Origin of the sequence: Vibrio sp. SCSIO 43097 (assembly GCF_023650755.1) — a bacterium.
GTDB classification, from domain to species: domain Bacteria; phylum Pseudomonadota; class Gammaproteobacteria; order Enterobacterales; family Vibrionaceae; genus Vibrio; species Vibrio alginolyticus.
In genome coordinates this window covers 130,612-154,657 of record NZ_CP071840.1, presented here as the reverse complement: position 1 = coordinate 154,657, position 24,046 = coordinate 130,612, and the positions used below count along the sequence as shown (strand labels likewise).

21 protein-coding genes are annotated in these 24,046 nt (G+C 44.1%); 5 read left to right on the top strand and 16 right to left on the bottom strand.

The annotated features are described in order from the left end of the window. Positions 1 to 106: 106 nt before the first annotated feature. On the bottom strand, positions 107 to 1,669 hold the full coding sequence (locus J4N40_RS00755; RefSeq protein ID WP_140279175.1) for a sensor domain-containing diguanylate cyclase: 1,563 nt from the start codon (positions 1,667 to 1,669) through the stop codon (positions 107 to 109). A gap of 368 nt (positions 1,670 to 2,037) precedes the next feature. On the opposite strand from J4N40_RS00755, the gene J4N40_RS00750 reads away from it, so the two are divergent. Beyond that, entirely contained in the window at positions 2,038 to 3,573 is a 1,536-nt protein-coding gene (locus J4N40_RS00750) for a putative bifunctional diguanylate cyclase/phosphodiesterase (protein ID WP_250654334.1), read from the top strand. 469 nt (positions 3,574 to 4,042) lie between these two features. Here the strand turns inward: J4N40_RS00750 and J4N40_RS00745 are convergent, their stop codons facing one another. From J4N40_RS00745 to fabR, 4 genes are all read right to left on the bottom strand, one after another. Then, on the bottom strand, positions 4,043 to 4,948 hold the full coding sequence (locus tag J4N40_RS00745) for a sensor domain-containing diguanylate cyclase (RefSeq protein WP_025593100.1): 906 nt from the start codon (positions 4,946 to 4,948) through the stop codon (positions 4,043 to 4,045). Between the two features lie 429 nt (positions 4,949 to 5,377). Further along, the gene (locus tag J4N40_RS00740; RefSeq protein ID WP_025593104.1) at positions 5,378 to 6,655 is read right to left on the bottom strand and encodes a tyrosine-type recombinase/integrase; all 1,278 of its coding nucleotides are present in this window, start codon (positions 6,653 to 6,655) and stop codon (positions 5,378 to 5,380) included. A gap of 295 nt (positions 6,656 to 6,950) precedes the next feature. After that, entirely contained in the window at positions 6,951 to 7,316 is a 366-nt protein-coding gene (locus tag J4N40_RS00735; RefSeq protein ID WP_005378634.1) for a YijD family membrane protein, read from the bottom strand. Continuing rightward, positions 7,316 to 7,957, bottom strand: coding sequence for an HTH-type transcriptional repressor FabR (gene fabR / locus J4N40_RS00730; protein ID WP_005378632.1), 642 nt, complete (start codon positions 7,955 to 7,957; stop codon positions 7,316 to 7,318). Before fabR ends, J4N40_RS00735 begins: the two co-directional genes overlap by 1 nt. A gap of 293 nt (positions 7,958 to 8,250) precedes the next feature. On the opposite strand from fabR, the gene sthA reads away from it, so the two are divergent. Then, a complete protein-coding gene (gene sthA / locus J4N40_RS00725) occupies positions 8,251 to 9,651 on the top strand; it encodes a Si-specific NAD(P)(+) transhydrogenase (protein ID WP_005393772.1) in 1,401 nt (466 codons plus the stop codon). A gap of 57 nt (positions 9,652 to 9,708) precedes the next feature. Here sthA and dinF read toward each other — a convergent pair whose 3' ends face one another. The 3 genes from dinF to lexA form a co-directional block, all read right to left on the bottom strand. Then, positions 9,709 to 11,058, bottom strand: coding sequence for an MATE family efflux transporter DinF (gene dinF / locus J4N40_RS00720; protein WP_170960433.1), 1,350 nt, complete (start codon positions 11,056 to 11,058; stop codon positions 9,709 to 9,711). Positions 11,059 to 11,113: 55 nt separating this feature from the next. Further along, on the bottom strand, positions 11,114 to 11,908 hold the full coding sequence (locus J4N40_RS00715) for a class I SAM-dependent methyltransferase (protein ID WP_005378679.1): 795 nt from the start codon (positions 11,906 to 11,908) through the stop codon (positions 11,114 to 11,116). 194 nt (positions 11,909 to 12,102) lie between these two features. Further along, positions 12,103 to 12,723: a transcriptional repressor LexA gene (lexA, locus tag J4N40_RS00710; protein WP_005378682.1), complete on the bottom strand. Its 621-nt coding sequence runs from the start codon at positions 12,721 to 12,723 to the stop codon at positions 12,103 to 12,105. A 368-nt stretch (positions 12,724 to 13,091) separates the two neighbouring features. Here lexA and plsB point away from each other — a divergent pair, with 368 nt between their 5' ends. After that, positions 13,092 to 15,518 carry a glycerol-3-phosphate 1-O-acyltransferase PlsB gene (gene plsB, locus J4N40_RS00705; protein WP_053307422.1) on the top strand — a complete coding sequence of 809 codons (2,427 nt, stop codon included), beginning with the start codon at positions 13,092 to 13,094 and terminating at the stop codon, positions 15,516 to 15,518. 64 nt (positions 15,519 to 15,582) lie between these two features. Here the strand turns inward: plsB and ubiA are convergent, their stop codons facing one another. Continuing rightward, the gene (gene ubiA / locus J4N40_RS00700; protein ID WP_005378684.1) at positions 15,583 to 16,437 is read right to left on the bottom strand and encodes a 4-hydroxybenzoate octaprenyltransferase; all 855 of its coding nucleotides are present in this window, start codon (positions 16,435 to 16,437) and stop codon (positions 15,583 to 15,585) included. Next, a complete protein-coding gene (locus J4N40_RS00695) occupies positions 16,438 to 16,977 on the bottom strand; it encodes a chorismate lyase (RefSeq protein WP_005378686.1) in 540 nt (179 codons plus the stop codon). It abuts the gene before it with no gap. A gap of 161 nt (positions 16,978 to 17,138) precedes the next feature. On the opposite strand from J4N40_RS00695, the gene J4N40_RS00690 reads away from it, so the two are divergent. Continuing rightward, positions 17,139 to 17,549 (top strand): flagellar basal body-associated protein FliL, encoded by a 411-nt coding sequence (locus J4N40_RS00690; RefSeq protein ID WP_115386361.1) that lies wholly within the window; start codon positions 17,139 to 17,141, stop codon positions 17,547 to 17,549. Positions 17,550 to 17,611: 62 nt separating this feature from the next. Here J4N40_RS00690 and glpG read toward each other — a convergent pair whose 3' ends face one another. The 6 genes from glpG to ftsY all read right to left on the bottom strand — a co-directional run bounded on the left by glpG (position 17,612) and on the right by ftsY (position 23,201). Then, complete coding sequence (glpG, locus tag J4N40_RS00685; protein WP_025768168.1) at positions 17,612 to 18,454, bottom strand: rhomboid family intramembrane serine protease GlpG; 843 nt, start codon at positions 18,452 to 18,454, stop codon at positions 17,612 to 17,614. Continuing rightward, a complete protein-coding gene (glpE, locus tag J4N40_RS00680) occupies positions 18,454 to 18,774 on the bottom strand; it encodes a thiosulfate sulfurtransferase GlpE (RefSeq protein WP_005378691.1) in 321 nt (106 codons plus the stop codon). The genes glpG and glpE overlap by 1 nt, the downstream gene beginning before the upstream one ends. Before the next feature lie 493 nt (positions 18,775 to 19,267). Beyond that, a complete protein-coding gene (rpoH, locus tag J4N40_RS00675; RefSeq protein WP_005378693.1) occupies positions 19,268 to 20,125 on the bottom strand; it encodes an RNA polymerase sigma factor RpoH in 858 nt (285 codons plus the stop codon). Between the two features lie 176 nt (positions 20,126 to 20,301). Further along, positions 20,302 to 21,270, bottom strand: coding sequence for a permease-like cell division protein FtsX (ftsX, locus tag J4N40_RS00670; RefSeq protein ID WP_005378695.1), 969 nt, complete (start codon positions 21,268 to 21,270; stop codon positions 20,302 to 20,304). Next, positions 21,260 to 21,934, bottom strand: a complete 675-nt coding sequence (ftsE, locus tag J4N40_RS00665) for a cell division ATP-binding protein FtsE (protein ID WP_005393800.1) — start codon at positions 21,932 to 21,934, stop codon at positions 21,260 to 21,262. Before ftsE ends, ftsX begins: the two co-directional genes overlap by 11 nt. 22 nt (positions 21,935 to 21,956) lie before the next feature. Next, entirely contained in the window at positions 21,957 to 23,201 is a 1,245-nt protein-coding gene (ftsY, locus tag J4N40_RS00660; RefSeq protein WP_047103980.1) for a signal recognition particle-docking protein FtsY, read from the bottom strand. Between the two features lie 230 nt (positions 23,202 to 23,431). On the opposite strand from ftsY, the gene rsmD reads away from it, so the two are divergent. Beyond that, complete coding sequence (rsmD, locus tag J4N40_RS00655; protein WP_005378702.1) at positions 23,432 to 24,031, top strand: 16S rRNA (guanine(966)-N(2))-methyltransferase RsmD; 600 nt, start codon at positions 23,432 to 23,434, stop codon at positions 24,029 to 24,031. Positions 24,032 to 24,046: the final 15 nt, after the last annotated feature.

The window sequence follows — 24,046 nt, the reverse complement described above, 5'->3', positions numbered from 1 at the left end:
CTTCTGTTCTTCAAAATACTTGAAATCAGGTATTAGGAAGGAGCAATGACCTTCCTAATACTTAAGCACTGCGCATAATGGGGCTATATCATTAATTTCAGGCCTCTCACTTGAAGAGAGCGATTTCGGCGCGATTCCTACCATTATGTTTAGCTTGATAAAGAGCATCATCGGCACGTTTAAGAGTCGCGCTAATCGGCTCATCTTCTGCTGACCAATGAGACACTCCGATAGAAATCGTAACATGCCCTACTGCATCAAACTTGTTTAATGCAATATATTTACGAATTCTCTCGGCAACGAGTTTAGCCTGATGTATGTCCGTTTTGACTAAGAAAACGATAAACTCTTCGCCACCAGAGCGGCAAACAATATCAACTTCTCGTGCCTGAGCCTTGATCATACTTGCCACACTGACTAATAAATCATCGCCGACATCATGACCAAAGCTATCATTCACTTTTTTAAAGTAATCAAGATCCAAAGCTAGCACAGAAAAGGGAGTTTTTTGTGCTCGCAAGGTATCAATCGCCTTACCTTGACCTCTGCGGTTCAGTAGCCCAGTCATGGGATCAGTTAAAGTATCTAGGTGCAGCTGATCAATAGTGCTGGATACAATATTGAACGTGCTGAGAAATGAACGTTTCAAGTATGACGCTTCAAAATACCAAGGCTTCACTTCATTTAAGTCTTGCTCGGTAGAGTTATGGCTTTCAAAACTTTTGACTACACTGGCTAATTGCCATAAAGGTTTCGATATAAAAATCGAAGAAACCCAAATAATCAAAAATATAAGAACACTAACTGGGAGTGACTCTATAAACATATGCCACATTTGATCGTCAAGCATAGACAAAACGCGCTCTTCTGGCTTCTCAGCAATAACCCCCCAGCCAGCATGTTTTACGGGCGCGTATCCAGAGAGCATGCCAACGCTATGGGAGTTAACGATAGCTTTTCCCCCTTCCTCACCACGACTTACCGCTCTTATTGCTTCGTTATTAGTAATAACTTCTCCAATTCGTTGCGGATCAGGGTGATAAATCAACGTCTGATGCTTATCGACAACATACAAATATGACCCATCTTTGTAACTATGCTGCCCAAGAATTGTCCTTAATATATTTTTTTGATCGAGGTAGATGGTTCCCGCAACATAGCCTAAGTAATCGCCGTTTTCAGAAAAGATAGGATACGACATGCTTGTCAAATAGTTGCCAGCAGGGGATACAAATGGATTCGTGATAAGTGGAGTTTTCGCATTTAGAGACTGTAACGCGCTTTCTTCAGTTAATTGAACACCTTTCACTTCAATAGTTTCTGGTGAAACCGATATGATGACGCCGTCCGCATTAACAATTACGACAGAGTTGAAAGAGTCGGTTTGAGTTCGCAATCGATTTGCCTCTTGCTGCAATACAAGCGGCTCAAGCATTCTACGGCTGATTATCGGTGCGCTGTACTCTAGTTGGGATAAAGCATAATCAATAAAAGTATCCGTTATTTCCGCCATTTTAACGGCATATACACGGTTGGACTCTATGGTATTGTTAACTAGCAGCTCATGCTGAACTCTATATATGGAGTGAAAAGTATTAAGAAGAGTGACTAGTACACTGAACACACTCAGGCACAGAATTAACTTTCTCAGATTTAACTTATCCCTCATCTGTTACATTTCCTCCATATACTCCATAAGTTAAATCATCCATTTTTTCATTAGATATAAAAGACATTGCCACTCACAGATCTATACTAACTCAAAGACTTAATCAGACCTTTGAATACTCTGTATGAAACATCACTCCTTACTTAGAGTTATCTTGAGCAAAACCCCATAGAGAGTAACTCCAAGAAGTGACTAACCAACATACATTAAAACGCCAGAATAGCCCTAACAGTCTGTGATTGATGCTCGATGTAACATTTTAAACACTTTAGTGATGTGCCTCTAGATTGACATGCAATTTAATGATAATTTACTTATTTAAGTATAAACTTACTCATGGGCAGTACACAAATAATACTGTGGTCAGTATGAAAAGAGATATAAAATCCTCCACTAAGTTCGTTTTTACTTACTTTGTGTTTGCGTCGCTATGGGTTTGGTTCTCAGATAAAGCAGTAGAACTCCTATCGAGCAATACACAAGTCTATACCTTGGTTCAATCACTGAAGGGAATGTTATTTGTAGTGGTCACATCTTTATTGCTGTGGGGACTGGTAAAAAAGAACAATCGAGAACTTGAACAAGCGAATGACATTGACTCTGTAACCGGTTTACACAGCCCTTTGGTATTTTTTCGCTACCTAGAACAAAAAATCCAAAGTGCCAAAGAAGATGAACACTACGTTCTTTTTCTTCTTGATATTGATAACTTTAAACCCATAGCCGATCACCTCGGTTTTACGAAAAGTAGTCAGTTTCTAAAGGATATCGCACAATCTATTGACTCTCATACGGTCTTTCCTCTTCTCTCATCACGAATACACTCTGATGGGTTTGCTTGTTTGGTACGAATGCATGATGAAAACCAAATAGCTCTGCACTTAGCTCGCGTTCAAAAGCAGTTTAATCAACATGCAAAAAATCATGAAATTGATGTGACATGCTCTATTGGTGTGGCCTTCTACCCGTATGATGGAGAGAGTGTCAAGCAACTCATGTCGTCGGCAAAATATGCTCTAGCTCAGGCAAAAAAAACAAAAAATACTATCCGATACCACGACAAAAAACTCGCTGAAGAAGATTTCCAAAAACAACGCATGATTATAGAGTTGCGTCATGCGATTCAAGAAGAGCAAATACAGATAGTCTTTCAACCAAAATATCGCCTAAAAGACAAGAGAATAGCGGGAGTTGAAGTGCTATCTCGCTGGACCCACTCTCAATACGGAGATATACCTCCATCAGTATTTGTTACGCTGGCAGAAGAAAATAATCTTAGTAGCGCTTTAACGAAGCTAGTAATCAAGCAAGCATCAAAGCAACTTAAAGAAGCTCAGCTCCTAGGCCGTGTCATCCAAAGCGTATCTGTAAATATTTCAGCGACTGAGCTAAATAGCACTAAGGGTATCCATCAAATTGAGTATCAGCTAAATCAAGACACTGAACTTTCAAAATACCTATGCCTTGAAATCACAGAGACAGCCACACTTAAGGATATAGAAAAATGTGCAAGCCTAGTAACAAAAATGAAAAGGTCTGGTGTAACGTTCTCTATCGATGACTTTGGGGTCGGTTATACCTCATTTGGAATTTTCAATAGACTCGACGTCGATGAAATCAAGATAGATCGTTGTTTCATCAAAGATATTGCGGTTGATTATCGTTCAAGAGCGATCACTTCAGGCATTATCGACATTGCAAAAGGGTTAGGAATTCAAGTCGTTGCGGAAGGAGTAGAAACCGATCACCAGTTACGAATTCTTGAAGAGTTAGGCTGTGAACAAGCCCAAGGTTTCTATCTAAGCCGCCCAATACCTGTTGAAGAATTAAAAGAGAAATTAAATATAACTTCGCAAGACAATAAAGTTGATTTCATTGCGGTGTCTAGCAGACCCAAAAACTGAAGGAGCGTTTGTCCCAAACAGCATGCTGTGGAGGATTGCTGAACTGCCGACGACAAGCATCATTAATTGAGCGCGTTACTCAATACTGGTGTGATGCTAGACAACTTGTTCTATCGAGGAGAAACAACTCCCCCTGAAACGGTTTTCAGTGCTTGATGTTTACTTTTGCTTTTTGTTTTTTTCTGCTTCAATTTTGCTAGTAGCTTAACTGCTTCAGCCCTAGTCAAGTGAGGTTCATTTTTAAGCAACTTCTCTAGTTTTCTCTCTATATGACTGACCACAACTCAAATCACCTACGGCATCTTAGTTCATCAGTCAAACTACTAAAACTTTCGAGTAGATACCATACTCTTTGCAAATCGCTTTGTCCCATTGTGAGTTACGACACCAGCACATTCGCAGTACGACCTAGTTGTACTAACCTGTGGGTTTGTAAGGTCAAGCATGAGTTGCGACACTTTAGTTCAGTCTAAATCTTCTTTACTCGCGTTTTCTCGTAGTACATATTCTCATCGGCTTTAGTTATCGCTGACTCTAGGGAAAAGTCTGCTCCTTCAATAATATACTTACCTATTGACGTACCTACCTGCACCTTACCTTTGCCGATATTTATTGGACCAGCGAGTGCACTCTCAATTCTCGACATCACCTCTTCCGTGTAGTATTCCGCTTCTCTATTGCTACTCCCAACGCTCCCTAAAAATACGACAAACTCATCTCCGCCATACCTTGATACTAGGCCGGAAGCCCTCACACTACTTTTCATACGTTCACTTACTTCACGTAATATGTGATCGCCTACTGTATGGCCATGATCATCATTAATTTTTTTGAAATCGTTCAAGTCAATAAATAGAAAAGCAGAAAAAGTGTTTTCACTTATCCTCTTTTTTAGGTATTGTTGTACGCTTTCGATGAGTCCACGCCTGTTGAGAACTTTAGTTAATTCATCCATTTGAGCTTGCTGGCATGCCTTCTTTTCGAGTTCCTTTTGCTTTGTAATATCAGTCGCAATACCTAAGATAGCTACAACCTCATTAGAGGATTCGGAGCTATAAATTGGTGATTTCATCTCAAGATAAATCCGTTGCTTACCATTTGCATCATTAATGAAAACCTCTTCCCTAGTCGTTTCTCCCTTGATGACCTTAGCATCAATATGCTTTATGAACTCAACGGTATCCTCTGGTAAAAAATCCGAATCTCTTATTTGACCCAGTTTTTTCTTATCAATTCTCATTAACTGCAGGCTTAGGTTATTTGCATAGATATATCTGGATTGCGTATCTTTGATGAACACATATGTCTCGAGATGATCAAGAGATTCAATAAGATCATTAAGATTAACTCCCAACCTTCCTACTTGAAGATACATTATGGCCTCCAGCATGCAGCAAAATATTTTATGTATATGATAATTTTTTGTTATGTTTATTGGTGTACTGCATTACATTTGAAAATATTGATTTTAGCAATACTAAAGAGGTATTAAACATCCCACTCAATAGTACTAAAGCACCGTCAATGTGAGGGACTTTTTGGAGTAGTTATTTGATCTATCTAACAGTCAACGTTTTGATGAAGGTTAACCCTAAGCTCGTTTAGTTGGAGAGATGATAGTGGATGCTGCCGATGGACAAGAGAAGGGAGCATACGAAAAATCTCAGCGAGTTATGTATTCTCTCAATCGTCCTCCAAAAGACTTCCCCATTCATGAAGCCCACATAGTCAAAGAGCCACGATTAAATTTCGCTCAGATAAAGAGTAACACCCCCCTAACTAGTAAGAATAATCTCTAAGAATTTTACAAATGCTTAGGCAACTTCATCGACTCTAAAGGAATGACATTGCTTGTATCTAACGCTTGCAACTTTTCTCCCCATGCTTGCAGTACCACTAACTGCTCTTCAAGGTAGTCGTGATGGTTATATACCCGCAACATACCTGGTAGCTGGTGACCAACCGTCTTTTCAATCGCCACGATATCCAGCCCCATTTCGCTACAACGGCTGATAAAGGTGCGGCGTAGATCGTGTGGCGAAAAACGCTCAAAATCTTCCGGTAAATTGCGTTTGATCAGAGCACGTACTGCTGCGGGTTCTTGAAGTTTGTCATCCATAAGCTGCGGCCAAACAAGTTTCCATTTGCTTGGTACATTCTCACGCTGCTCTTTAATAAGTTTCAGTAGGTAATCACTTAATGGTACTTTTCGGCTCTCCTGACTCTTGGTGTGACGTTCTTTTGAACTGGCTGGCAACAACCATACCTTCTCTTGCAAATCTACCTCACTCCAACGCATTTCAAGCACAGCACTAATACGTTGCCCACACCCGAGCAAAAACTGCATTAGACGGACGTTTGAGGGCTCTGTACGCCAAGAAGGCAAGCTTGTTAGCAATGTTTTCAATTCTGAAAAGCTCAAATTGCGTTTTGTGACCTTAGAACCACCACCGACATCCTTGGATTTCAAATGTGGTGCAGGGTGTGCACCAATCATATTCAAAGCTAGCGCATGGTTGATCACCTGATTGATAATTCTATGGCATGCATTAATCGCACCCGCTTTTCGCTGTCCATTCTCATCAACCTTTGCATCAAATACTTTATTAAGATCATGAATTCTCAACTCTTCTAATTTGATGTGACCAAGAAATGGTTTGACATCCCGGCTATAGGTTGCCCTCGCTTGTTCTCCTCGTAGCTGCTTGGACAAACGCTTCTCGTCAAAACTGGCAAAAGCATCATCAAAAGTTTTTGCTTCCTCTTGCTCGCGCTGTTCACGTGCCAGTTCCTGTTTCGGATTTTTATTGTTTTCCAGCCAGCTACGGTAACGCCCCGCTTCTGTTCGAGCCTGTTCAAGTGTCATCCCCGTTTCCGGTTTCAACTTAACATACCGTCCCATGGTGATTTTTTCGTGTTTGTTACCAGCCTGAAAGCGAAAGATCCAAGTCATCGTGCCCGTTGGTCGAACGCGAATATTCAACCCTTCGATTTTCTTATCTGGAATTAAATATTCCTTGCCTTGTGGCTTCAATGCTTTCAGCGTGGCATTCGTACTAATTTTATCGACTGGCTTGATCATGACTGAAAAACCTCTGTATTTCTGGGTACGGCTCTGGGTACGGCGTGGGGTACGGGGAAAGACGAGTTTTCATTGTACGGCTAAAGACATCCTTGGACAAGGAGAAATTAAAAACCAAATAAAAACAACAAATTAAAATTTAAACCTGGATTTTGGAAGACATTACAAGATTCAGAGTTCGATTTACCCACCACATGGAAGCTGGCGTGCTATTGGAACGTAAAGCTTAGTCCACCAGCTTCAGACAAAAAAAAGCGAGCTCAATGGCTCGCTTTTTTTAATTTGATTCGTTTGCTTATTCCGCAGAAGTCTTCTTGCTGACAAAACCTAGCTTCTTACCAATCCATGCGAGTAAGATCATTGAAACCATGATCGCGAAGAAGTTTGAGCCTGCTTCTGGGTATTGCGCTTTAATAAACGCAGAGTGACCAAACGCACCTACGAAGAAACACGCCAAGCCAACTAATGGGATATCTTCTGATACCGGATTATTTAGGTACTCTTGGTAAAGAGCTTGTACAGCCAGTACGAGTGCAATCAATGGGAAGATTGAAAAAGACACTTCACTCATGGTCAACCATGACAACAAAGCATCACCACACATACCTGCAACCAGTGCCAAAATCAGCGTTTTCTTTTCAGATTTATTTCCATTCGACATTATTCTATCCCGCCTTTTAATCGGTTACGTTCACGTTCTTTGCGATACCAATAGGCCCCTTTGGCTATCATTCGCAATTGCATGATCAATCGCTCGGCGAGTTCATCGCGCTCACGTCGATCTAAATCTAAAGCTTCAGCCCCGGAACTGAAAACCAAAGTCACAGACGCTTCTGCTTGAGTATACGCCTCTTCTCTGGTCACGCCGGTGCTCATTAAATACTCGGTTAATTCTGCCGCAAAATGCTGGATTTCTCGAGCAACAGCGGTACGAAATTCAGCAGAAGTGCCGGAGCGCTCACGCAACAACAAACGAAAAACGTTCGGACTACTTTCAATGAATTCCATAAAGGTTTCGACCGAGGTACGAATTACGCTACCTTCTTTCACAATACGTTGACGCGCCTGACGCATCAGTTGGCGTAGTAGCAAACCGCCTTCATCAACCATGGTTAAGCCTAGCTCATCCATATCTTTGAAGTGACGGTAAAAAGAAGTCGGTGCAATCCCTGCCTCTCGGGCGACTTCTCGCAAGCTAAGGCTGGAAAAGCTGCGATCCGCACTTAATTGACTAAATGCCGCATCGATCAATGATCGACGTGTCTTCTCTTTTTGCTGTGCGCGGATTCCCATCGATTTCATTCTTAACTTGCTCTTTTTCTGTAGGGTACAAGAGCCTCAATATAACGCAATTTGCTCCTACGGAGAAAGATATGTTGCTTCGCTCGCTCTGAGCGCCGAGAACGTTACTATTGGCATGCATCTAATTGCAATGTTCTCGATGCAATTTATAGACATACAACATACCAAATCATCCTTTTGGTCGATTCTGCGTGATCACTTCCACTCTCTAACAGGCATGACGTGTACCAATAGAGTAAATGAGTTAAAATCGCGCTAAAGCAATGTTAAGCAAATATAACAAGGAAGGCATCATGGCGCATGTTAATCACTATGACGTGATCGTAATCGGTAGTGGCCCTGGCGGAGAAGGGGCTGCAATGGGATTAACCAAAGCGGGACTGAATGTTGCCATTGTCGAGAAAGAAAGCAGTGTCGGCGGCGGTTGTACTCACTGGGGTACTATTCCATCAAAAGCACTGCGTCATGCCGTTAGCCGCATCATCGAATTTAATAGCAACCCGCTATTTTGTCGAAACAACACCAGCGTTCATGCAACATTTTCTGACATTTTAGGTCATGCTAAATCGGTCATTGATAAGCAAACTCGACTTCGTCAGGGCTTTTATGACCGTAACTCATGCACACTTTTGTTCGGAACCGCGCGATTTATCGATAACTACTCAATTGCAGTGATGCAAAGCGACGGTACAGAAGAAATCTATTCTGCGGATAAGTTTGTCATCGCGACGGGTTCTCGCCCGTATCAGCCTAACGACGTAGATTTCTTGCATGAGCGCATCTACGACAGTGATTCCATTTTGAGCCTGAAACACGACCCTCGCCATATCATCATTTACGGTGCGGGCGTTATCGGTTGTGAGTACGCCTCTATCTTCCGCGGCCTTGGAGTGAAAACCGACCTTATCAATACCCGCGACCGCTTGTTGGAGTTTTTGGATAACGAAGTGTCAGATGCGCTGTCTTACCACTTCTGGAACAGCGGTGTGGTAATTCGTAATGATGAGACCTATGAAAAAATCGAAGGCACAGAAGATGGCGTGATTATTCACCTACAATCTGGCAAGAAGATGAAGGCAGACTGCTTGTTGTATGCGAATGGTCGAACAGGTAACACCGATAAGTTGAATTTGGGTGCAGTGGGTCTGGAAGCGGACTCTCGCGGACAACTAAAAGTAAACCGTAACTACCAAACCGATATCGAACACATTTACGCTGTAGGCGATGTCATCGGTTACCCTAGCCTTGCAAGCGCCGCTTATGACCAAGGGCGATTTGTCGCACAAGCCATTACGAAAGGTCAGGCAGAAAACTACCTGATTGATGATATTCCAACGGGTATCTACACCATCCCAGAGATTAGCTCTGTGGGTAAAACCGAGCAAGAGCTAACAGCTGCGAAAGTACCGTATGAAGTAGGACGCTCTTCGTTCAAGCATCTAGCTCGTGCACAGATCGCAGGGAAAGACATCGGTAGCTTGAAGATATTGTTCCATCGTGAAACCAAAGAAATTTTAGGGATTCACTGTTTTGGCGAACGTGCCGCGGAAATTATCCACATCGGTCAAGCCATTATGGAGCAAAAAGGCTCAGCGAATACCATCGAGTATTTCGTCAATACCACCTTCAACTATCCAACAATGGCCGAAGCGTATCGTGTCGCTGCGTTGAATGGTTTGAACCGCTTGTTCTAATCTATGCTTCTTGATAGCAGACAGAAAAACAGCAGGCTTGGACCTGCTGTTTTTATATCAACATTGTGCTAGGAAGGTATCCTTGTGCCATTGGTAGAGAAAGATAACCCCTAAACCAATACCCCGCATCAACATAAAGCTCGTCATTGCAAACCACAGCGCGTGATTTTCCCACTCGGCGAATAAGTAAAAGACAACGAAGAAACTGCTGGTCGCGACAAACATACTATTGCGCATGTCTTTGCCTTTGGTTGCACCGACAAAAATGCCATCCAATAGAAAGCACCACATCGACGCAAGTGGCATCACCACCAGCCAAGGTAGATACACCGCTGCTTGCTGTTGGACCGTCTCAATTGAAGTGATCATGGCGATCAACTCCGATCCCGCCAAACCAAAGAGCGCGGTCAGTCCTAAGCAAATAACCAAACTCCAAAAGAAAGTGCCGACAAGCGATGCACTCAATTGTTGCCTATCTTTGGCACCAATCGCCTTCCCGACCATGGCCTCCATTGCGTAAGCAAAGCCATCCATGCCATACGAGATAATCATCAGGAAGCTCATCAGAACCGCATTTGCAGCGACAACCTCATCACCAAAGCTCGCACCTTGGAACGTCATAAAGCTAAAAGCCGCTTGCAGACACAAAGAGCGCAAGAAAATATCTCGATTCAATTTCACGAAGCGCCCTAAACCGTGTTGAGTGCTGGCTAGCAACTTTTGAGGTGATGGTAATTGCCTCTCTCGCCAGGTTTTCCAGACACACATGAGACCAAAACCCATACCTGAGTAGTCAGCAATCACCGATGCCAGCGCAGCGCCTTCTACTTTCCACTCCAAACCGATAACAAACAACAAATCGAGGACAATATTAGTCACGTTAGTGATGATCACCATCCACATTGGTGCTTTGGAATTTTGCGTTCCGAGCAGCCACCCCAACAACACAAAGTTCATTAGCGCAGCGGGGGCACTCCACACACGGATAGAGAAATATTGCATGCCGTAGTGTTTTACCTCTGCGCTGGCGTCACTCCAGCCAAAGATCAAATCAGCAATCGGGTTATGGGCAATAAGGAAGACTAACGCAAACAGCAGCGCCATAAGTGAGCCTTGCATAAACACCAAGGCAAGTTGCTTTCGGTCTTCACCGCCATAGGACTGCGCAGCCAACCCAGTAGTCGACATACGCAAAAAACCAAGCAGCCAAAACGTCACGCTGATCATGGTGCTGCCCAACGCAACACCGCCCAAATACCAAGCGTGGTCTAGATGACCAATCACCGCAGCATCGACCAAACCGAGCAATGGAACAGTAATATTCGACAGCACCATAGGTATCGCTAAAGCTAAGACTTGGCGATGAACTTTTGGGTTAGATAAAGGAGAGAAGATTGAATTTGTCACAGGCACCTCATCAGTAAGATCGACGAGTGTACCTGAGCGCTTAACGACTAGCCAATTACCACTTGATGTGAACGAGGACTGGCGTGAGGCGATGCTTCAACATTGGAATCTTATTAAGCCAACGCTGCCAAGCTTTCCAACGAGAACAGAATCTATCGAATGGCGAGAAAGCTTTCACCCACTGTGCCCATGGTAACCATTGCAATATCTGTGCTGCAGGCGCTTCAAAGCCATGAGCATAACGATCAGAGCCAAGCTTTTGTCCCCACTTGGTTTCCGTTAAATCTCCTGCCAGCACCATACATAGCTCAGCAGAAACAAAATGTCGACCCAAGGTTTGAATAAATTTCGCGACTTGACGCTCTGTGCAATCGAGCAGTGCCATTTCACATAAAATGAGCACCGGTGCTTGCTCTGGAATGGCTAACGTCTCTAGCCACGACATTTCATCCACACTGCCACAGCGATGTTCATAGCGTTCATTTTTGTGGAACAAGCGCTGACGCCATACCAAATTTTCCGTCACATCCAGCTCTATCCAATGGCAGCGTCCATTATCCAAACGATAAAAGCGGGTATCCAACCCCGCTCCGACATTGATTATCCAAGCATCGGGATACTGCTGTAAGAAGTGACTAACCTGCTGGTCACAAAGCTGAGTCAGCGTCACGTGCAGCAATTGCTTCTGCGCAATATCACCACTCAAACAATCCGGCGCCATCTTACAGCTCAAACACGCTTTAGCAGCTATCGGATCGTACACCAAGCCATTGTCGACCATGCTTTCACGGCTACGCAATAACAGTGGCTTCAATAGATGGTTAGGAACTTGATGTTTAGACTGAGACATGGGCATTTCCTGCGCCAGAGAGAAAACATAGACATTAATAAAGATGATAATGAATATCAATTACATTATCAAGCTTATAAATTGGTCAAAACAAACAAGGTCAAGATGATGAGCAAGCTTTTGGAGGAAGTAGAAAAAGAGAAAAGAAGAGAAAAGACAAAACAGCCCAGGTCAACTGGGCTGCTTAAATACACTTACATCCAATCGGTATTACGAATAATACCAACGGCTAAGCCTTCAATCGTAAGGTGCTGAGACGTTAAGTCCACTTGGATTGGGGCAAACTCTTCATTCTCAGCATGCAGTAATATGGTTGAGCCTTTGCGCTCCAAACGCTTCACAGTCACATCATCATCAACACGCGCAACGACAACTTGACCGTCTCTCACGTCTTGGGTTTTATGCACCGCGAGCAAATCGCCATCCATAATCCCGATGTCTTTCATACTCTCGCCATTTACACGAAGTAAGAAATCCGCTTGCGGTTTGAACATCGCAGGATCGACTTGGTAGTGCGCCTCTACGTGCTCTTGAGCCAGAATTGGCTCACCCGCTGCAACTTGACCAATCAATGGCAAACCCTGCTCATCATTGGCTGCGTCTTCAAGCAGGATACGAATCCCACGAGAAGCGCCTGGAATAATTTCAATTGCTTGCTTACGAGCAAGCGCTTTTAGGTGTTCCTCTGCGGCATTCGCAGAGCGGAAGCCAAGCTCACGCGCAATCTCTGCACGAGTTGGTGGCATTCCGGTGTCATCGATTTTACTTTTAATCAAATCGAAGACTTGTTGTTGGCGTGGCGTTAACGGCTTCATGTCTCACCTGTCTTTTTATACAGTTAACTGTGAGTATATCCAGTAAATGCTCAAATGAAAACCCAATTGGTTGTTTTTTAATTTATTTGTGGAGAGCTTTCAGCTTACCGATTAAGTTCATTCTTTATTCGTTTAAAACACCGACTTTTCAGTTAATCAAGTCAAAGCAATAACTTAGGGGTTCGACTAATTTACAGCCAATAAAATTAAAAGGTTTGACCAGTTTCTGGTATCCTTGCAGCGCTTAAATTTTATCGCCTAGGCTTATTTCTATTGCCGTACTCATCTCTTTTTATAGAGAAGACATGCAAAGCGGAAACTGAAATAAGGTTAGGCCTGTTTGAATACCTATTGAGGCTGTGAACTTTATGTCTTCTGGACAATCATTTTCACGTTCATTACTAAAACTACCTTTATCGGTACTGGTAAAGGGCACCACAATCCCGTCGAACCCGATTGAAGATCTGAACATCGACCTAACTAAACCGATTGTATATGCCCTGCCGTTCCGCTCGAACGTGGATTTGCTGACACTGCAAAAACAAGCCATGAGCCTTGGTCTACCCGACCCGCTCAGCCCGCTGGAAATCAATGGCAAAACGCTGAACCGTTTCGTCTTTATCGCTGCGCGTCCAACTGTGATGAACAACGATAATGATGTCCCAACCGATTCTGTTTCTCTGTTCACTGACTTACTGGAACTGCACAAGCTGGATAGTGAGTTGGATGTTCAAATGATCCCTGCAACCGTGCTTTGGGGTCGTAAGCCAGGTAAAGAAGAGAACCAAAAGCCTTACCTTCAACCGATGAATGGTCCGCAAAAAGCCAAAGCAGTAATGGCGGCGGGACGCGACTGCTTAGTTCGCTTTAGTCCCGTGGTATCTCTGCGTTATATGGCAGACTCTCACGGTACCGACAGCGCAATTGCGCACAAACTGGCTCGCGTGGCGCGTATCCACTTCTCACGCCAGAAACTGGCTGCTTCAGGCCCAAACCTGCCACAACGACAAGTGTTGTTTGCTCGTTTACTAAAATCTCCAGCTATTGAACTGGCGATTGCTGACGAAGCCAAGAGCAAAAACATCTCGATTGATAAGGCACGTAAAGAAGCCCACGACATCATGGATGAAATCGCTGCCGACTTCTCCTATAGTCTGGTGAAAAACGGCGACCGCATCCTGAGTTGGTTATGGACAAAACTATACCAAGGTTTGCACATCAATAACGCCTCGACTGTGCGTCGTTTAGCGCAAGACGGCCACGAAATTGTGTACGTTCCTTGTCACCGTAGTCACATGGACTACCTGCTTTTGTCTTATGTTTTATACCATGAAGGCATGGTACCTCCGCACATTGCGGCAGGCATTAACTTGAACTTCTTCCCGGCCGGTCCTCTTTTCCGTCGTGGTGGGGCGTTCTTTATTCGTCGTAGTTTTAAAGGCAACAAACTGTACTCAACCATTTTCCGTGAGTATCTAGCTGAGCTGTTTGCCAAAGGCTATTCAGTCGAGTACTTCAGTGAGGGTGGTCGTTCACGTACAGGTCGCTTACTGCAAGCGAAAACGGGTATGCTGGCTATGACCATCCAAGCAATGCTACGTGGTCTAAACCGCCCAGTAACACTAGTGCCGGTCTACATCGGTTACGAGCACGTAATGGAAGTGGGCACTTACGCGAAAGAGCTGCGTGGCAAACGCAAAGAGAAAGAAAACGCAGGGCTTGTACTGCGTACTCTGCGTAAACTGCGTAACTTTGGTTTGGGCTATGTGAACTTCGGTGAGCCAATTCAGCTCAACCAATACTTGAACGAGCATGCTCCTGAGTGGACGAAAGACATCGACAGCATGGGTGGTAACAAACCACAATGGATGAATCCTGTGGTCAACGACCTTGCTAATAAGATGATGACGCACATCAATGATGCGGCGGCAGCAAACGCGTTGACCTTGTGTGCAACCGCACTGCTTGCTTCTCGTCAACGTGCACTTTCTCGTGACTCGCTGATCAATCAGATCGAGTGTTACTTAAAGCTACTCAAAAATAATCCGTACTCAAGCACCTCCACTATCCCTACCGAAAGTGCTGAGGAGTTGGTTGATCATGCAATTTCGCTTGATAAGTTCGTGATTGAAACCGATAGCATGGGTGACATCATTTCGCTGGACCGTAGCCAATCGATCCTGATGACTTACTATCGCAACAACATCATTCACTTGTTCGCTCTGCCGTCATTAATTGCCCAAATGCTCATTCGTCAGCGCAACCTTTCGGTAGCCAAGATTCAAGCTAATGTCGCGCAAATCTACCCATTCTTGAAGAAAGAGCTGTTCTTAAGTTACCAAGAAGACGAGTTGGATGAATTGGTCGTTAAAACACTGCATGAATTTGCCGATCAGAAAATGATTAGTCTTGATGGTGATAAGCTGGAAATCAATCAATCGAACAACCAGCCTTTGGTTCTGCTAGGTCGTACGATAACTGAAACGCTGCAACGCTACTCTATCGCGATGAACTTGCTTGTTGCTTACCCTGAGCTGGGTAAATCGGACCTAGAGCAGAAGAGCCAAGATATTGCTCAGCGCCTAGGGCGTTTGCACGGTATTAATGCGCCAGAATTCTTCGATAAAGGTGTGTTTACCGCCATGTTCAATACGCTCAAACAGCAAAAATACCTCGATAACGATGGTAACTGTGACACGAAGAAAACGCAGCAATTTGCACGACTACTGTTCACTCTGCTTTATCCAGAAGTGAAACTGACGATCGAAGAGAGTATTCACCAACTTCGGTCGTAACCGTTTTACCTTCTTCCAATAAGAAAAAAGGCATCCAATCGGATGCCTTTTTCTATTTCTTCGCTTACCAAAATGCGACCAGTAACCCTATCGCTATCACCATGCCAACATAATTGTTGTTAAGGAAAGCCTTAAAGCACAACTCACGCTCACGGTGACGAATTAAGTGCTGCTGATAAACAAACAACGACGCTGCAATCAAAAGGGTCCAGTAGTAACTTTGTCCCAATTGGTAGAACTGCCCTAACCAAACCAACATCGCGAGTGTAATCAGTTGCAACACGCCAATAATAAGCTTGTCATGACGACCAAACAGAATTGCCGTCGATTTAATGCCAATCTTTAGATCATCATCTCGGTCTACCATCGCATATTGAGTGTCGTACGCAATGGTCCACAAAGCGTTAATGAGGAACAAAAACCAAACAATCAATGGTAATTCCCCAGTTTGTGCAGCCCACGCCATTGGAATCGCCCAGCTAAAAGCCAAGCCTAAAAATAGCTGTGGAATATGAGTGTAACGCTTCATAAATGGATAGATGAACGCCAACACAATGCCAGCGAAGGATAGCTGAATCGTCAGCGGGTTCATGGTCAGCACTAACAAAAACGAGCTGATACCCAAAACCAAAAATAATCCAATCGCTTCTTTTGCTGTCACTTTCCCTGATGGCAGTGGACGTTGCTTAGTACGCTTTACATGGCCGTCGACTTTGCGATCTGCAAAATCATTAATCACGCACCCCGCACTACGCATTAGGAATACCCCCAATACAAACACGATGAATACATCCCAACTTGGCATCCCTTGGGCTGAGATAATTAGCGCCCAAATCGTTGGCCACATCAGTAACAGTGAACCAATCGGGCGATCCATGCGCATCAGTTGCCAATATGCTTTGGCTTTTTCTGCGGACATTTACACTGTCTCCTTAGCGTAAACTGGTGAATTAGATAAGAATAACTCGGCGACTAGCATCGGTTTGTGATTCATCCACAACCTTGAGCGTCGCGCTAACAAACGTCCTTCTGGTACGGCTACCCATCCCATTTGCAAAGAGTCCCGCTCAACGTTATCTGCGCTGAACACAGTTAGTCCTAATGGGATATCCCCTTGTTGAGCCAAATCATACTGCTGATCAACTAAGGTTGAGCGAGGAATCAATGTCCGCCCAATAACCCAGTTATTATTGTCACCGCACAAAATTACCTCTCTCAGTAAGCAATCTTGTTCGGACAATAACTGGCTTTCGTCCTGTTTTAATGTCGCTGCAGTGACGATCTGATTTTGTAGCAATTCTACCGTTAACGCTTGGCAGTGCTGTTTTAAACGACGTGACAAAGACCCTTGCTCTTCAAGCCAGTGCTTGGCAAATTCATTTGGAAATTCGAATTCTTCGGGGTTTTGCCACTCTACTTCCAATAAAGAAGCAAGATAGAGTGATGTTGGCTGATTCATACTAGTATTCAATTGGAGGCTTTATGCGTACAATAAAGCAACAACTTACCGTCCATAGTAATGTATGTAACCGTAAGTTCCGTTATTTGTTATAGACGGCCCATTGTATCAAGACTGAAGCGATTCGAATATCGCGATCCAGAGAAAGAAAAGTTAGAAATATGTACAAACGTTATATAGCCCAAATTATTTTTGCGTTAACCATACTATTCGCCGCACCAAGTTGGGCTGAAACGGAAGAATCTGGACCTAAGTTGGCATACTTTACCCTAGAGCCTGACCTCACTACTAACTTTTACACCAAAGGCAAAAAGTTAGGTTATGTGCAAGTGCGCATCGACATCATGGTAATGAGTCAACAAGATTTATCAGTTGTTGAGCATCACCAACCTTTGATTCGCGATGCAGTGATTGAATTATTGGGTAAGCAAACAGAAGATACGATTAAGTCCCTGTCTGGCCGAGAAGATCTGCGCAAAACCTTAGTGACGACCCTCAACGAAACGCTTTTGCCTGAAACAGGTAAAACCATCATTGCCGATTTGTTGTTTACAAAATACCTTTATCAATAAACCCAAATCCGTTTTGAACATAAAAAAGACCGCTCTTGAGCGGTCTTTTCATTTCATCTGCTTTAGGCTTGCTGTTGGTATTTCATCTTGCCTGAATCAAACAGCGCAATCGCCATCCCCGACAGTAGCCCAACTAAGTGAGCGGTGTTTGCAATCGCCATAAATGGCTGCACAAAACCAAGAACTAACCATACCAACATAAAGACGATGATTGGCTTGGGTAGCGTAAGGCCTAAATGTGGCAAGCGGTAACCCAATATCCACAAATAACCAAGCAGTGCATAGACCACGCCAGACAAGCCGCCGAAGTTAGCCCCTTCAACATAGAACTGGCCTGCCCCTGAAAACGCTGCCGACACCACAAAGAGTTGCAATAGCTTACCGGAACCGAGACGACGTTCGATGTCGCCACCCAACTGCCACCACCATAGTAAGTTAAACACGATGTGAGTTACTGAAAAGTGCAGTAACGCATGACTTAGCCATCGCCACACTTGCCATTGTTGCCCCTCAAAAGCCGGGAAGTGCAACAACTTAAACACGCCATTGCCAAAGCCAAACATTTGTAACAAGTAGATGATGATACAGACTGTCATGATCAGCAAAGTCATGGGGCCAGCTTTCGCTTTGACCATGCTCATGATACTCGGGCTGGAATAATGAAATGTGCTCTTACGAGTATCGGCAACGTCCCACGAGGCGGCGCTGTATTTTGAATCAGACGGGTTAGCAAGGAACAGCTTAAGTTCGGCTTCCGCTTCTATTTCATGCTGGCTATCAGTCAGCCACAGCGCAAATTGCCCATCCCCTTCTGGCATCATTTCGATGTCAATTTGGCGAGAGGCCATATAATCAATAAAGGCTTGCGCCATACGTGGATTATTTAACGTTACCAATCTCTTCATTAACTTCTCACTATCGGTAGTTCTGCTCGATGCCAGGCTTCAAAGCCACCATCTACACTGTACACCTGTTCAAAGCCTTGGTTAACCAAATATTGCGCCGCACCTTGGCTACTAATGCCGTGGTAACACATCACTAAAATAGGTTGTTCGAACTCCACTTCATCCATAAACGCAACGATCGTATCGTTAGTTAAGTGATACGCGGACTCCGCATGCGCAACGGCAAACGATTGAGGGTCACGGATATCTACAAGCTTCGCATCACCCTGCTCGAGCAGCGCTTGCGCACCTTGTACATCGATATGCTTAAACTGATCCATTTACTTTCTCATTGTCTTATTAATATACCCAAGCAACCTCGAACCTAACGTACTAATCAGCACCCGTGGTACAGCATAAAATCCATATTTGAAGCTGCTTGGGTATACTGCCGCTATTGTAACCTATCCAACGGCAAACTTAGACACATGGATAATCAGGGTTTTCAAAAGTGTACACATTCCAACCATTTGTGGATAAAGCTGTGAATTGCGTTGATAAAGTGTATTTGGATCTTTTGATCCACAATATGTAGTGATGATCCTGATCTAACTGTGTGTATATCTATAACTATCCCCAGATGGAAAAGTGCTTGAATCCCTTATTTTGTCCGGGTTTCGAACAGTTGATAAATAATTACTTCACAGAGTTATACACAGGTAGCACATAAAATCCGGATCGCAAACGCTATCGATTTTCGATCGACAATAAAAAAGCCGAGATCACATGATCTCGGCCTTCTATGAAAATCTTACTTTCAATTAGCAGTGGAAATTAAAATTCACCCACGGCCAATTTTAGTTTCTTCATTGCATTTTTTTCTAGCTGGCGAATACGCTCGGCAGAAACACCGAACTCATCAGCTAAGTCTTGCAATGTTGCTTTCTCATCATCTAACCAACGAGAACGCACGATGCGCTGACTACGCTCATCCAAACTCGCTAATGCATGACCCAAGCGATTGTTGGTATGCATTTCCCAGTTGGCGGCTTCAATGTTGTCGGCCACATCAGACGATTTGTCTTCTAGGTATAGCATCGGCGCTGTGTAAGCGTTTGAGCTATCGTCTTCATCTGTTGGCATATCAAAGGTTGAATCCACCGCCGCTAAGCGTGATTCCATCTCGCGAACTTCAGAAGGCTCAACACCTAACTCGCGCGCAACGGTTTCCACTTCACCGTTGTTAAACCAACCTAAGCGCTTTTTCGACTTACGCAGGTTGAAGAACAATTTACGTTGCGCTTTAGTGGTCGCAATTTTCACGATACGCCAGTTACGTAGCACGTATTCGTGGATCTCTGCTTTGATCCAGTGGACAGCGAAAGAAACCAAGCGAACCCCTACTTCTGGGTTAAAACGCTTAACGGCTTTCATTAGACCGATGTTACCCTCTTGCACAAGATCCGCCATTGGCAAACCGTAGCCAGAGTAACCACGAGCAACGTGAACAACGAATCGTAGGTGCGAGAGAATTAGACCTTTTGCAGCCTCAATCTCACCTTTATAGTGTAATCGTTCTGCCAGCTCACGCTCTTCGTCTGCAGTCAGCATTGGGTAGCTGTTTACTGAGCGAATATAGCTATCAAGGCTATCTTGCGTGACTAGAGCCATCGGATACGCTTCTTTTGTCATTCAATTCCTCATCAATCTCTGATCTGGAGCATTACATTGCAATTTAGCTTCGATATCTTGAACTCAAAATGAACAAGTTTCAAGAAGGGGAAGCAATTATCCATAAACATTTGGTCTAAGCAAGGGTTCAAAATTAGCTAGTGCTAATGAAATCCAAGTAATAAGACCGCCATCACTTAAACTGGTTCAATTTCTTTTAAATGTCGTTGCGCAGAAAAACGCGCCGCAATACATCCCAAAAGACTCCCAATGATGATTAATAACAAAGATTCATCCCAACTTAGACCAATCAGGCGGAACTGGCTATCGTACAACGCAGCAAGGTCTTCCACCGCACTATTCATGACAATGGTCACTAAAGCCGTTACCAACCACGCAATAGTGGCACCTAACACGCCAAACCACATGCCTGTGTACAAGTAAGGGCGCAGAATAAAACTGTCCGTCGCACCGATCAGTTTCATGGTTTGAATCTCTTCTTTATTCGCCAGCACATTAAATCGCAATGTATTGCCAACGATTAAAAATACCGCACCGAGCATCAGTACTGTCAGGGTAATGACAATAATACTCGCGAGAGTTTTGATGGCATCAAGACGCGCCAGCCAGTCTTCGTCAAGTCTCACGTCGGTCACATCTTGTTGCTCTCGAACGTCTTTGGCTAATGACTGAATATCACTTTTTAGCTCCGAATCTGGCGTAATCACCAACACACCAGGTAGCGCATAGCCACTTAAAAGACTGATAGCTTGGTCGAACCCTGCATATTGGCTTAAATCAGATAGACCTTGTTGCGGTGAAATATATTCTACCTCTTTTACCAAAGGCCAAGTTTCAATTTGATCTTTGAGAACCATCACTCGCGCATCCGGCATGCCTTCAACTAAGTAAGCACTAACTTGTGAAGGAGAAGCGACATCTTCCGCTGCCCCCGCAACGTTTTTCCCCAATAGATACAAACAAGCTGGCATGGCAAGTGCCATGGAGATGACCGCTAGGGTCAGAATGTTGCCTAGTGGTCGTTGCCATAAGGCGCTAAAAGAGGATTTAGCTTGTTTTGCGTGGACAGAGAAAAAACCATCGGTATTCGCACGCTTGGCACTACGGCCTTTCCCCTTCTTTTGGGAGTGCTTGTTACCTGCCATAGTCTTCTACCTCACTTAGGAAGCCTTGGTTCAATTCAAAATGACGATACTGTGGGCGAGTGTTTACTAACCCCACATCGTGCGTGGCAAGTAGGATAGTCACGCCCGCACGGTTAAATTCTTCGAATAGACGCAACACACGGTTGGATAATTCTGGGTCAAGGTTACCCGTAGGCTCATCAGCCACCAGCAACGTTGGTCGATTAACCACAGCACGGGCAATACCGACGCGCTGTTGCTCACCACCAGAAAGTTGACTAGGTAGACAACGAGCTTTATCGAGTAAGCCCGTTTTATCTAACGCCGCAGAAACACGGCGTTTGATTTCGTTTTCAGAAATCGATTCGATACGCATTGGCAGAGCGACATTGTCGTACACACTGCGATCCATCAATAGGCGATGATCTTGAAAAACAATCCCAATATTGCGGCGCAAAAAAGGGATGTCTTTGCTTGGAATACGCGTGATGTCGTGACCATTAAAATGGATTTTGCCATCGGTTGGTCGCTCTATCGCGCAGATCAATTTCAGCAAGGTACTTTTACCAGCCCCGGAATGTCCGCCTAAAAACGCCATTTCACCGCGCCTCAGGTGAAAATCGACTTTTTGCAGTGCTTGTCGACCACCTCGGTAAGCTTTGCTTACTTGCTGAAATTTGATCACCGTTGATTTCCTCTAACTCTTTTTATTCTTCACGACTAAACAGTGCGTCAATAAACTCTTGAGTTTCAAATGGACGCAAGTCTTCGATACCTTCACCCACACCAATGTAACGAATTGGAATACCGAACTGATCAGCGATAGCGAAAATTACGCCGCCCTTGGCTGTACCATCCAGCTTAGTCAAAGTAATCCCGGTTAGAGGGGCAACATCACTGAAAAGTTTCGCTTGGCTAATGGCATTTTGTCCTGTACCTGCATCAAGCGTTAGCATGATCTCATGTGGTGCAGAGTCATCAATTTTCTTCATCACACGTACAATCTTACGCAGCTCTTCCATTAGGTTCGCTTTGTTCTGTAGACGACCTGCTGTATCAGCAATCACCACATCCACACCACGTGCTTTTGCCGCTTCAATCGCATCATAGATAACAGAGGCACTGTCTGCGCCAGTATGTTGAGCAATCACAGGAACATTATTACGTTCACCCCACACTTGTAACTGCTCAACCGCTGCGGCACGGAAAGTATCGCCCGCTGCAAGCATCACTTTTTTGCCTTGAGTTTGGAACTGCTTCGCTAGCTTACCGATGGTCGTGGTTTTACCCACGCCATTTACACCCACCATCAAGATGACGTAAGGCGTTTTGTTGCTATCGATTTCTAGTGGCTGTTCGACTTTAGAAAGAATCTCAGCCATTTCTTCTTTCAACAAACCATAAAGGGCTTCGCCGTCTTTCAGATCGCCACGTGTGGCTTTTTCTGTCAGGTTGTTGATAATTTTTGTTGTGGTATTCATGCCCACATCAGCAATAAGAAGTTGCTCTTCTAGCTCTTCAAATAAGTCCTCATCGATTTTCTTACCGCTGAACAGACCGAAGAAGCCAGCACCAATATTTGCTTTTGTTCGGCTTAGGCTGCGTTTAAGACGAGCAAAAAAGCTTTCTGTTGGCTTTTCTTGTTCTTGAACACGAGGCGCGGCCGATACGACTTCTGGCTCTTCTGCTTCTGCTTCTGCTTCTGCTTCTGCTTCTGCTTCTGCTTCTGCTTCTGCTTCTGCTTCTGCTGGGGCAGCCTCTGATTGTTTCGCTTCTTCTTCAAGTTCTGGCGTTGCTTCCGCTTGCTCAGCAACCGCTTCGGTTTGCTGCTCTTCAGAAGGCGCTTCCACTGCTTCTTCTTTTACTGTTTCTTCAGTTTTTGGTTTTGGGCTTTGTTCTTCGTCACCAAAACCTAGCCACGAAAGTAATCCGCGCTTCTTTTTTTCCGTCATCTGGGGCTATCCTAGATTGTTCTTTTATCTATTAATGACTCTTTTTTGACAAGATTATTATCTGTCTAAAAAAGGCTAATGACAAAGTTCTGAAAACTTTCCGATTAGGTAATTCTAATCTTATTAGTGTTACACTCTGTCATCTTGAATATTCTGGGCTGTATCCAAGCTCCAAGCTCATTGCTTGGGCGATTAGATATAGTATCACTTTATTAGCGGTCAAAAAATCTATGGTAAGACGTCGCCAGCAAAACTCATCACAAAAAAAGCCAACAACGGGCTTTGTTCGCATTATTAGTGGCTTATGGAGAGGCAGAAAACTTCCTGTACACGATGCTGAAGGCTTACGCCCCACGACAGATCGCGTCAAAGAAACGCTGTTTAACTGGTTAGCTCAAGATGTACCACAGGCAAAATGTCTCGACTTGTTTGCTGGCTCTGGCGGCTTGGGATTTGAGTCAGCTTCGCGCCAAGCAGAGCAAGTGACCATGGTTGAGCTAAACCCACAAGCTTTCCAACAATTACAAAAGAATGTTGCCTCTCTTAACGCGAACAACATCCAAGTGGTAAATACCGACGCACTGAGTTTTTTGAAGCAACCGGGTTCTGCTCACCATGTGGTGTTTATTGACCCACCGTTTCGCAAAGGCCTATTGGATGAGACCGTGGCTCTGCTAGAACAAAATGGCTGGCTCGCGGAAGATGCGATGATTTATATTGAAACAGAAAAAGAACTCAATATTGCCGACTTACCAGAAAACTGGCAATTACATCGAGAAAAAACAGCAGGCCAAGTGAGCTATCGTCTGTACGAACGTACCTCCGCATAACGCCTCGATTTAAAA

Coding starts and splice junctions, on each gene's coding strand:
- J4N40_RS00755 (WP_140279175.1), bottom strand. CDS start 1,669: ATGAGGGATAAGTTAAATCTGAGAAAGTTAATTCTGTGCCTGAGTGTG.
- J4N40_RS00750 (WP_250654334.1), top strand. CDS start 2,038: ATGAAAAGAGATATAAAATCCTCCACTAAGTTCGTTTTTACTTACTTT.
- J4N40_RS00745 (WP_025593100.1), bottom strand. CDS start 4,948: ATGTATCTTCAAGTAGGAAGGTTGGGAGTTAATCTTAATGATCTTATT.
- J4N40_RS00740 (WP_025593104.1), bottom strand. CDS start 6,655: ATGATCAAGCCAGTCGATAAAATTAGTACGAATGCCACGCTGAAAGCA.
- J4N40_RS00735 (WP_005378634.1), bottom strand. CDS start 7,316: ATGTCGAATGGAAATAAATCTGAAAAGAAAACGCTGATTTTGGCACTG.
- fabR (WP_005378632.1), bottom strand. CDS start 7,957: ATGAAATCGATGGGAATCCGCGCACAGCAAAAAGAGAAGACACGTCGA.
- sthA (WP_005393772.1), top strand. CDS start 8,251: ATGGCGCATGTTAATCACTATGACGTGATCGTAATCGGTAGTGGCCCT.
- J4N40_RS00715 (WP_005378679.1), bottom strand. CDS start 11,908: ATGTCTCAGTCTAAACATCAAGTTCCTAACCATCTATTGAAGCCACTG.
- lexA (WP_005378682.1), bottom strand. CDS start 12,723: ATGAAGCCGTTAACGCCACGCCAACAACAAGTCTTCGATTTGATTAAA.
- plsB (WP_053307422.1), top strand. CDS start 13,092: ATGTCTTCTGGACAATCATTTTCACGTTCATTACTAAAACTACCTTTA.
- ubiA (WP_005378684.1), bottom strand. CDS start 16,437: ATGTCCGCAGAAAAAGCCAAAGCATATTGGCAACTGATGCGCATGGAT.
- J4N40_RS00695 (WP_005378686.1), bottom strand. CDS start 16,977: ATGAATCAGCCAACATCACTCTATCTTGCTTCTTTATTGGAAGTAGAG.
- J4N40_RS00690 (WP_115386361.1), top strand. CDS start 17,139: ATGTACAAACGTTATATAGCCCAAATTATTTTTGCGTTAACCATACTA.
- glpG (WP_025768168.1), bottom strand. CDS start 18,454: ATGAAGAGATTGGTAACGTTAAATAATCCACGTATGGCGCAAGCCTTT.
- glpE (WP_005378691.1), bottom strand. CDS start 18,774: ATGGATCAGTTTAAGCATATCGATGTACAAGGTGCGCAAGCGCTGCTC.
- rpoH (WP_005378693.1), bottom strand. CDS start 20,125: ATGACAAAAGAAGCGTATCCGATGGCTCTAGTCACGCAAGATAGCCTT.
- ftsX (WP_005378695.1), bottom strand. CDS start 21,270: ATGGCAGGTAACAAGCACTCCCAAAAGAAGGGGAAAGGCCGTAGTGCC.
- ftsY (WP_047103980.1), bottom strand. CDS start 23,201: ATGACGGAAAAAAAGAAGCGCGGATTACTTTCGTGGCTAGGTTTTGGT.
- rsmD (WP_005378702.1), top strand. CDS start 23,432: ATGGTAAGACGTCGCCAGCAAAACTCATCACAAAAAAAGCCAACAACG.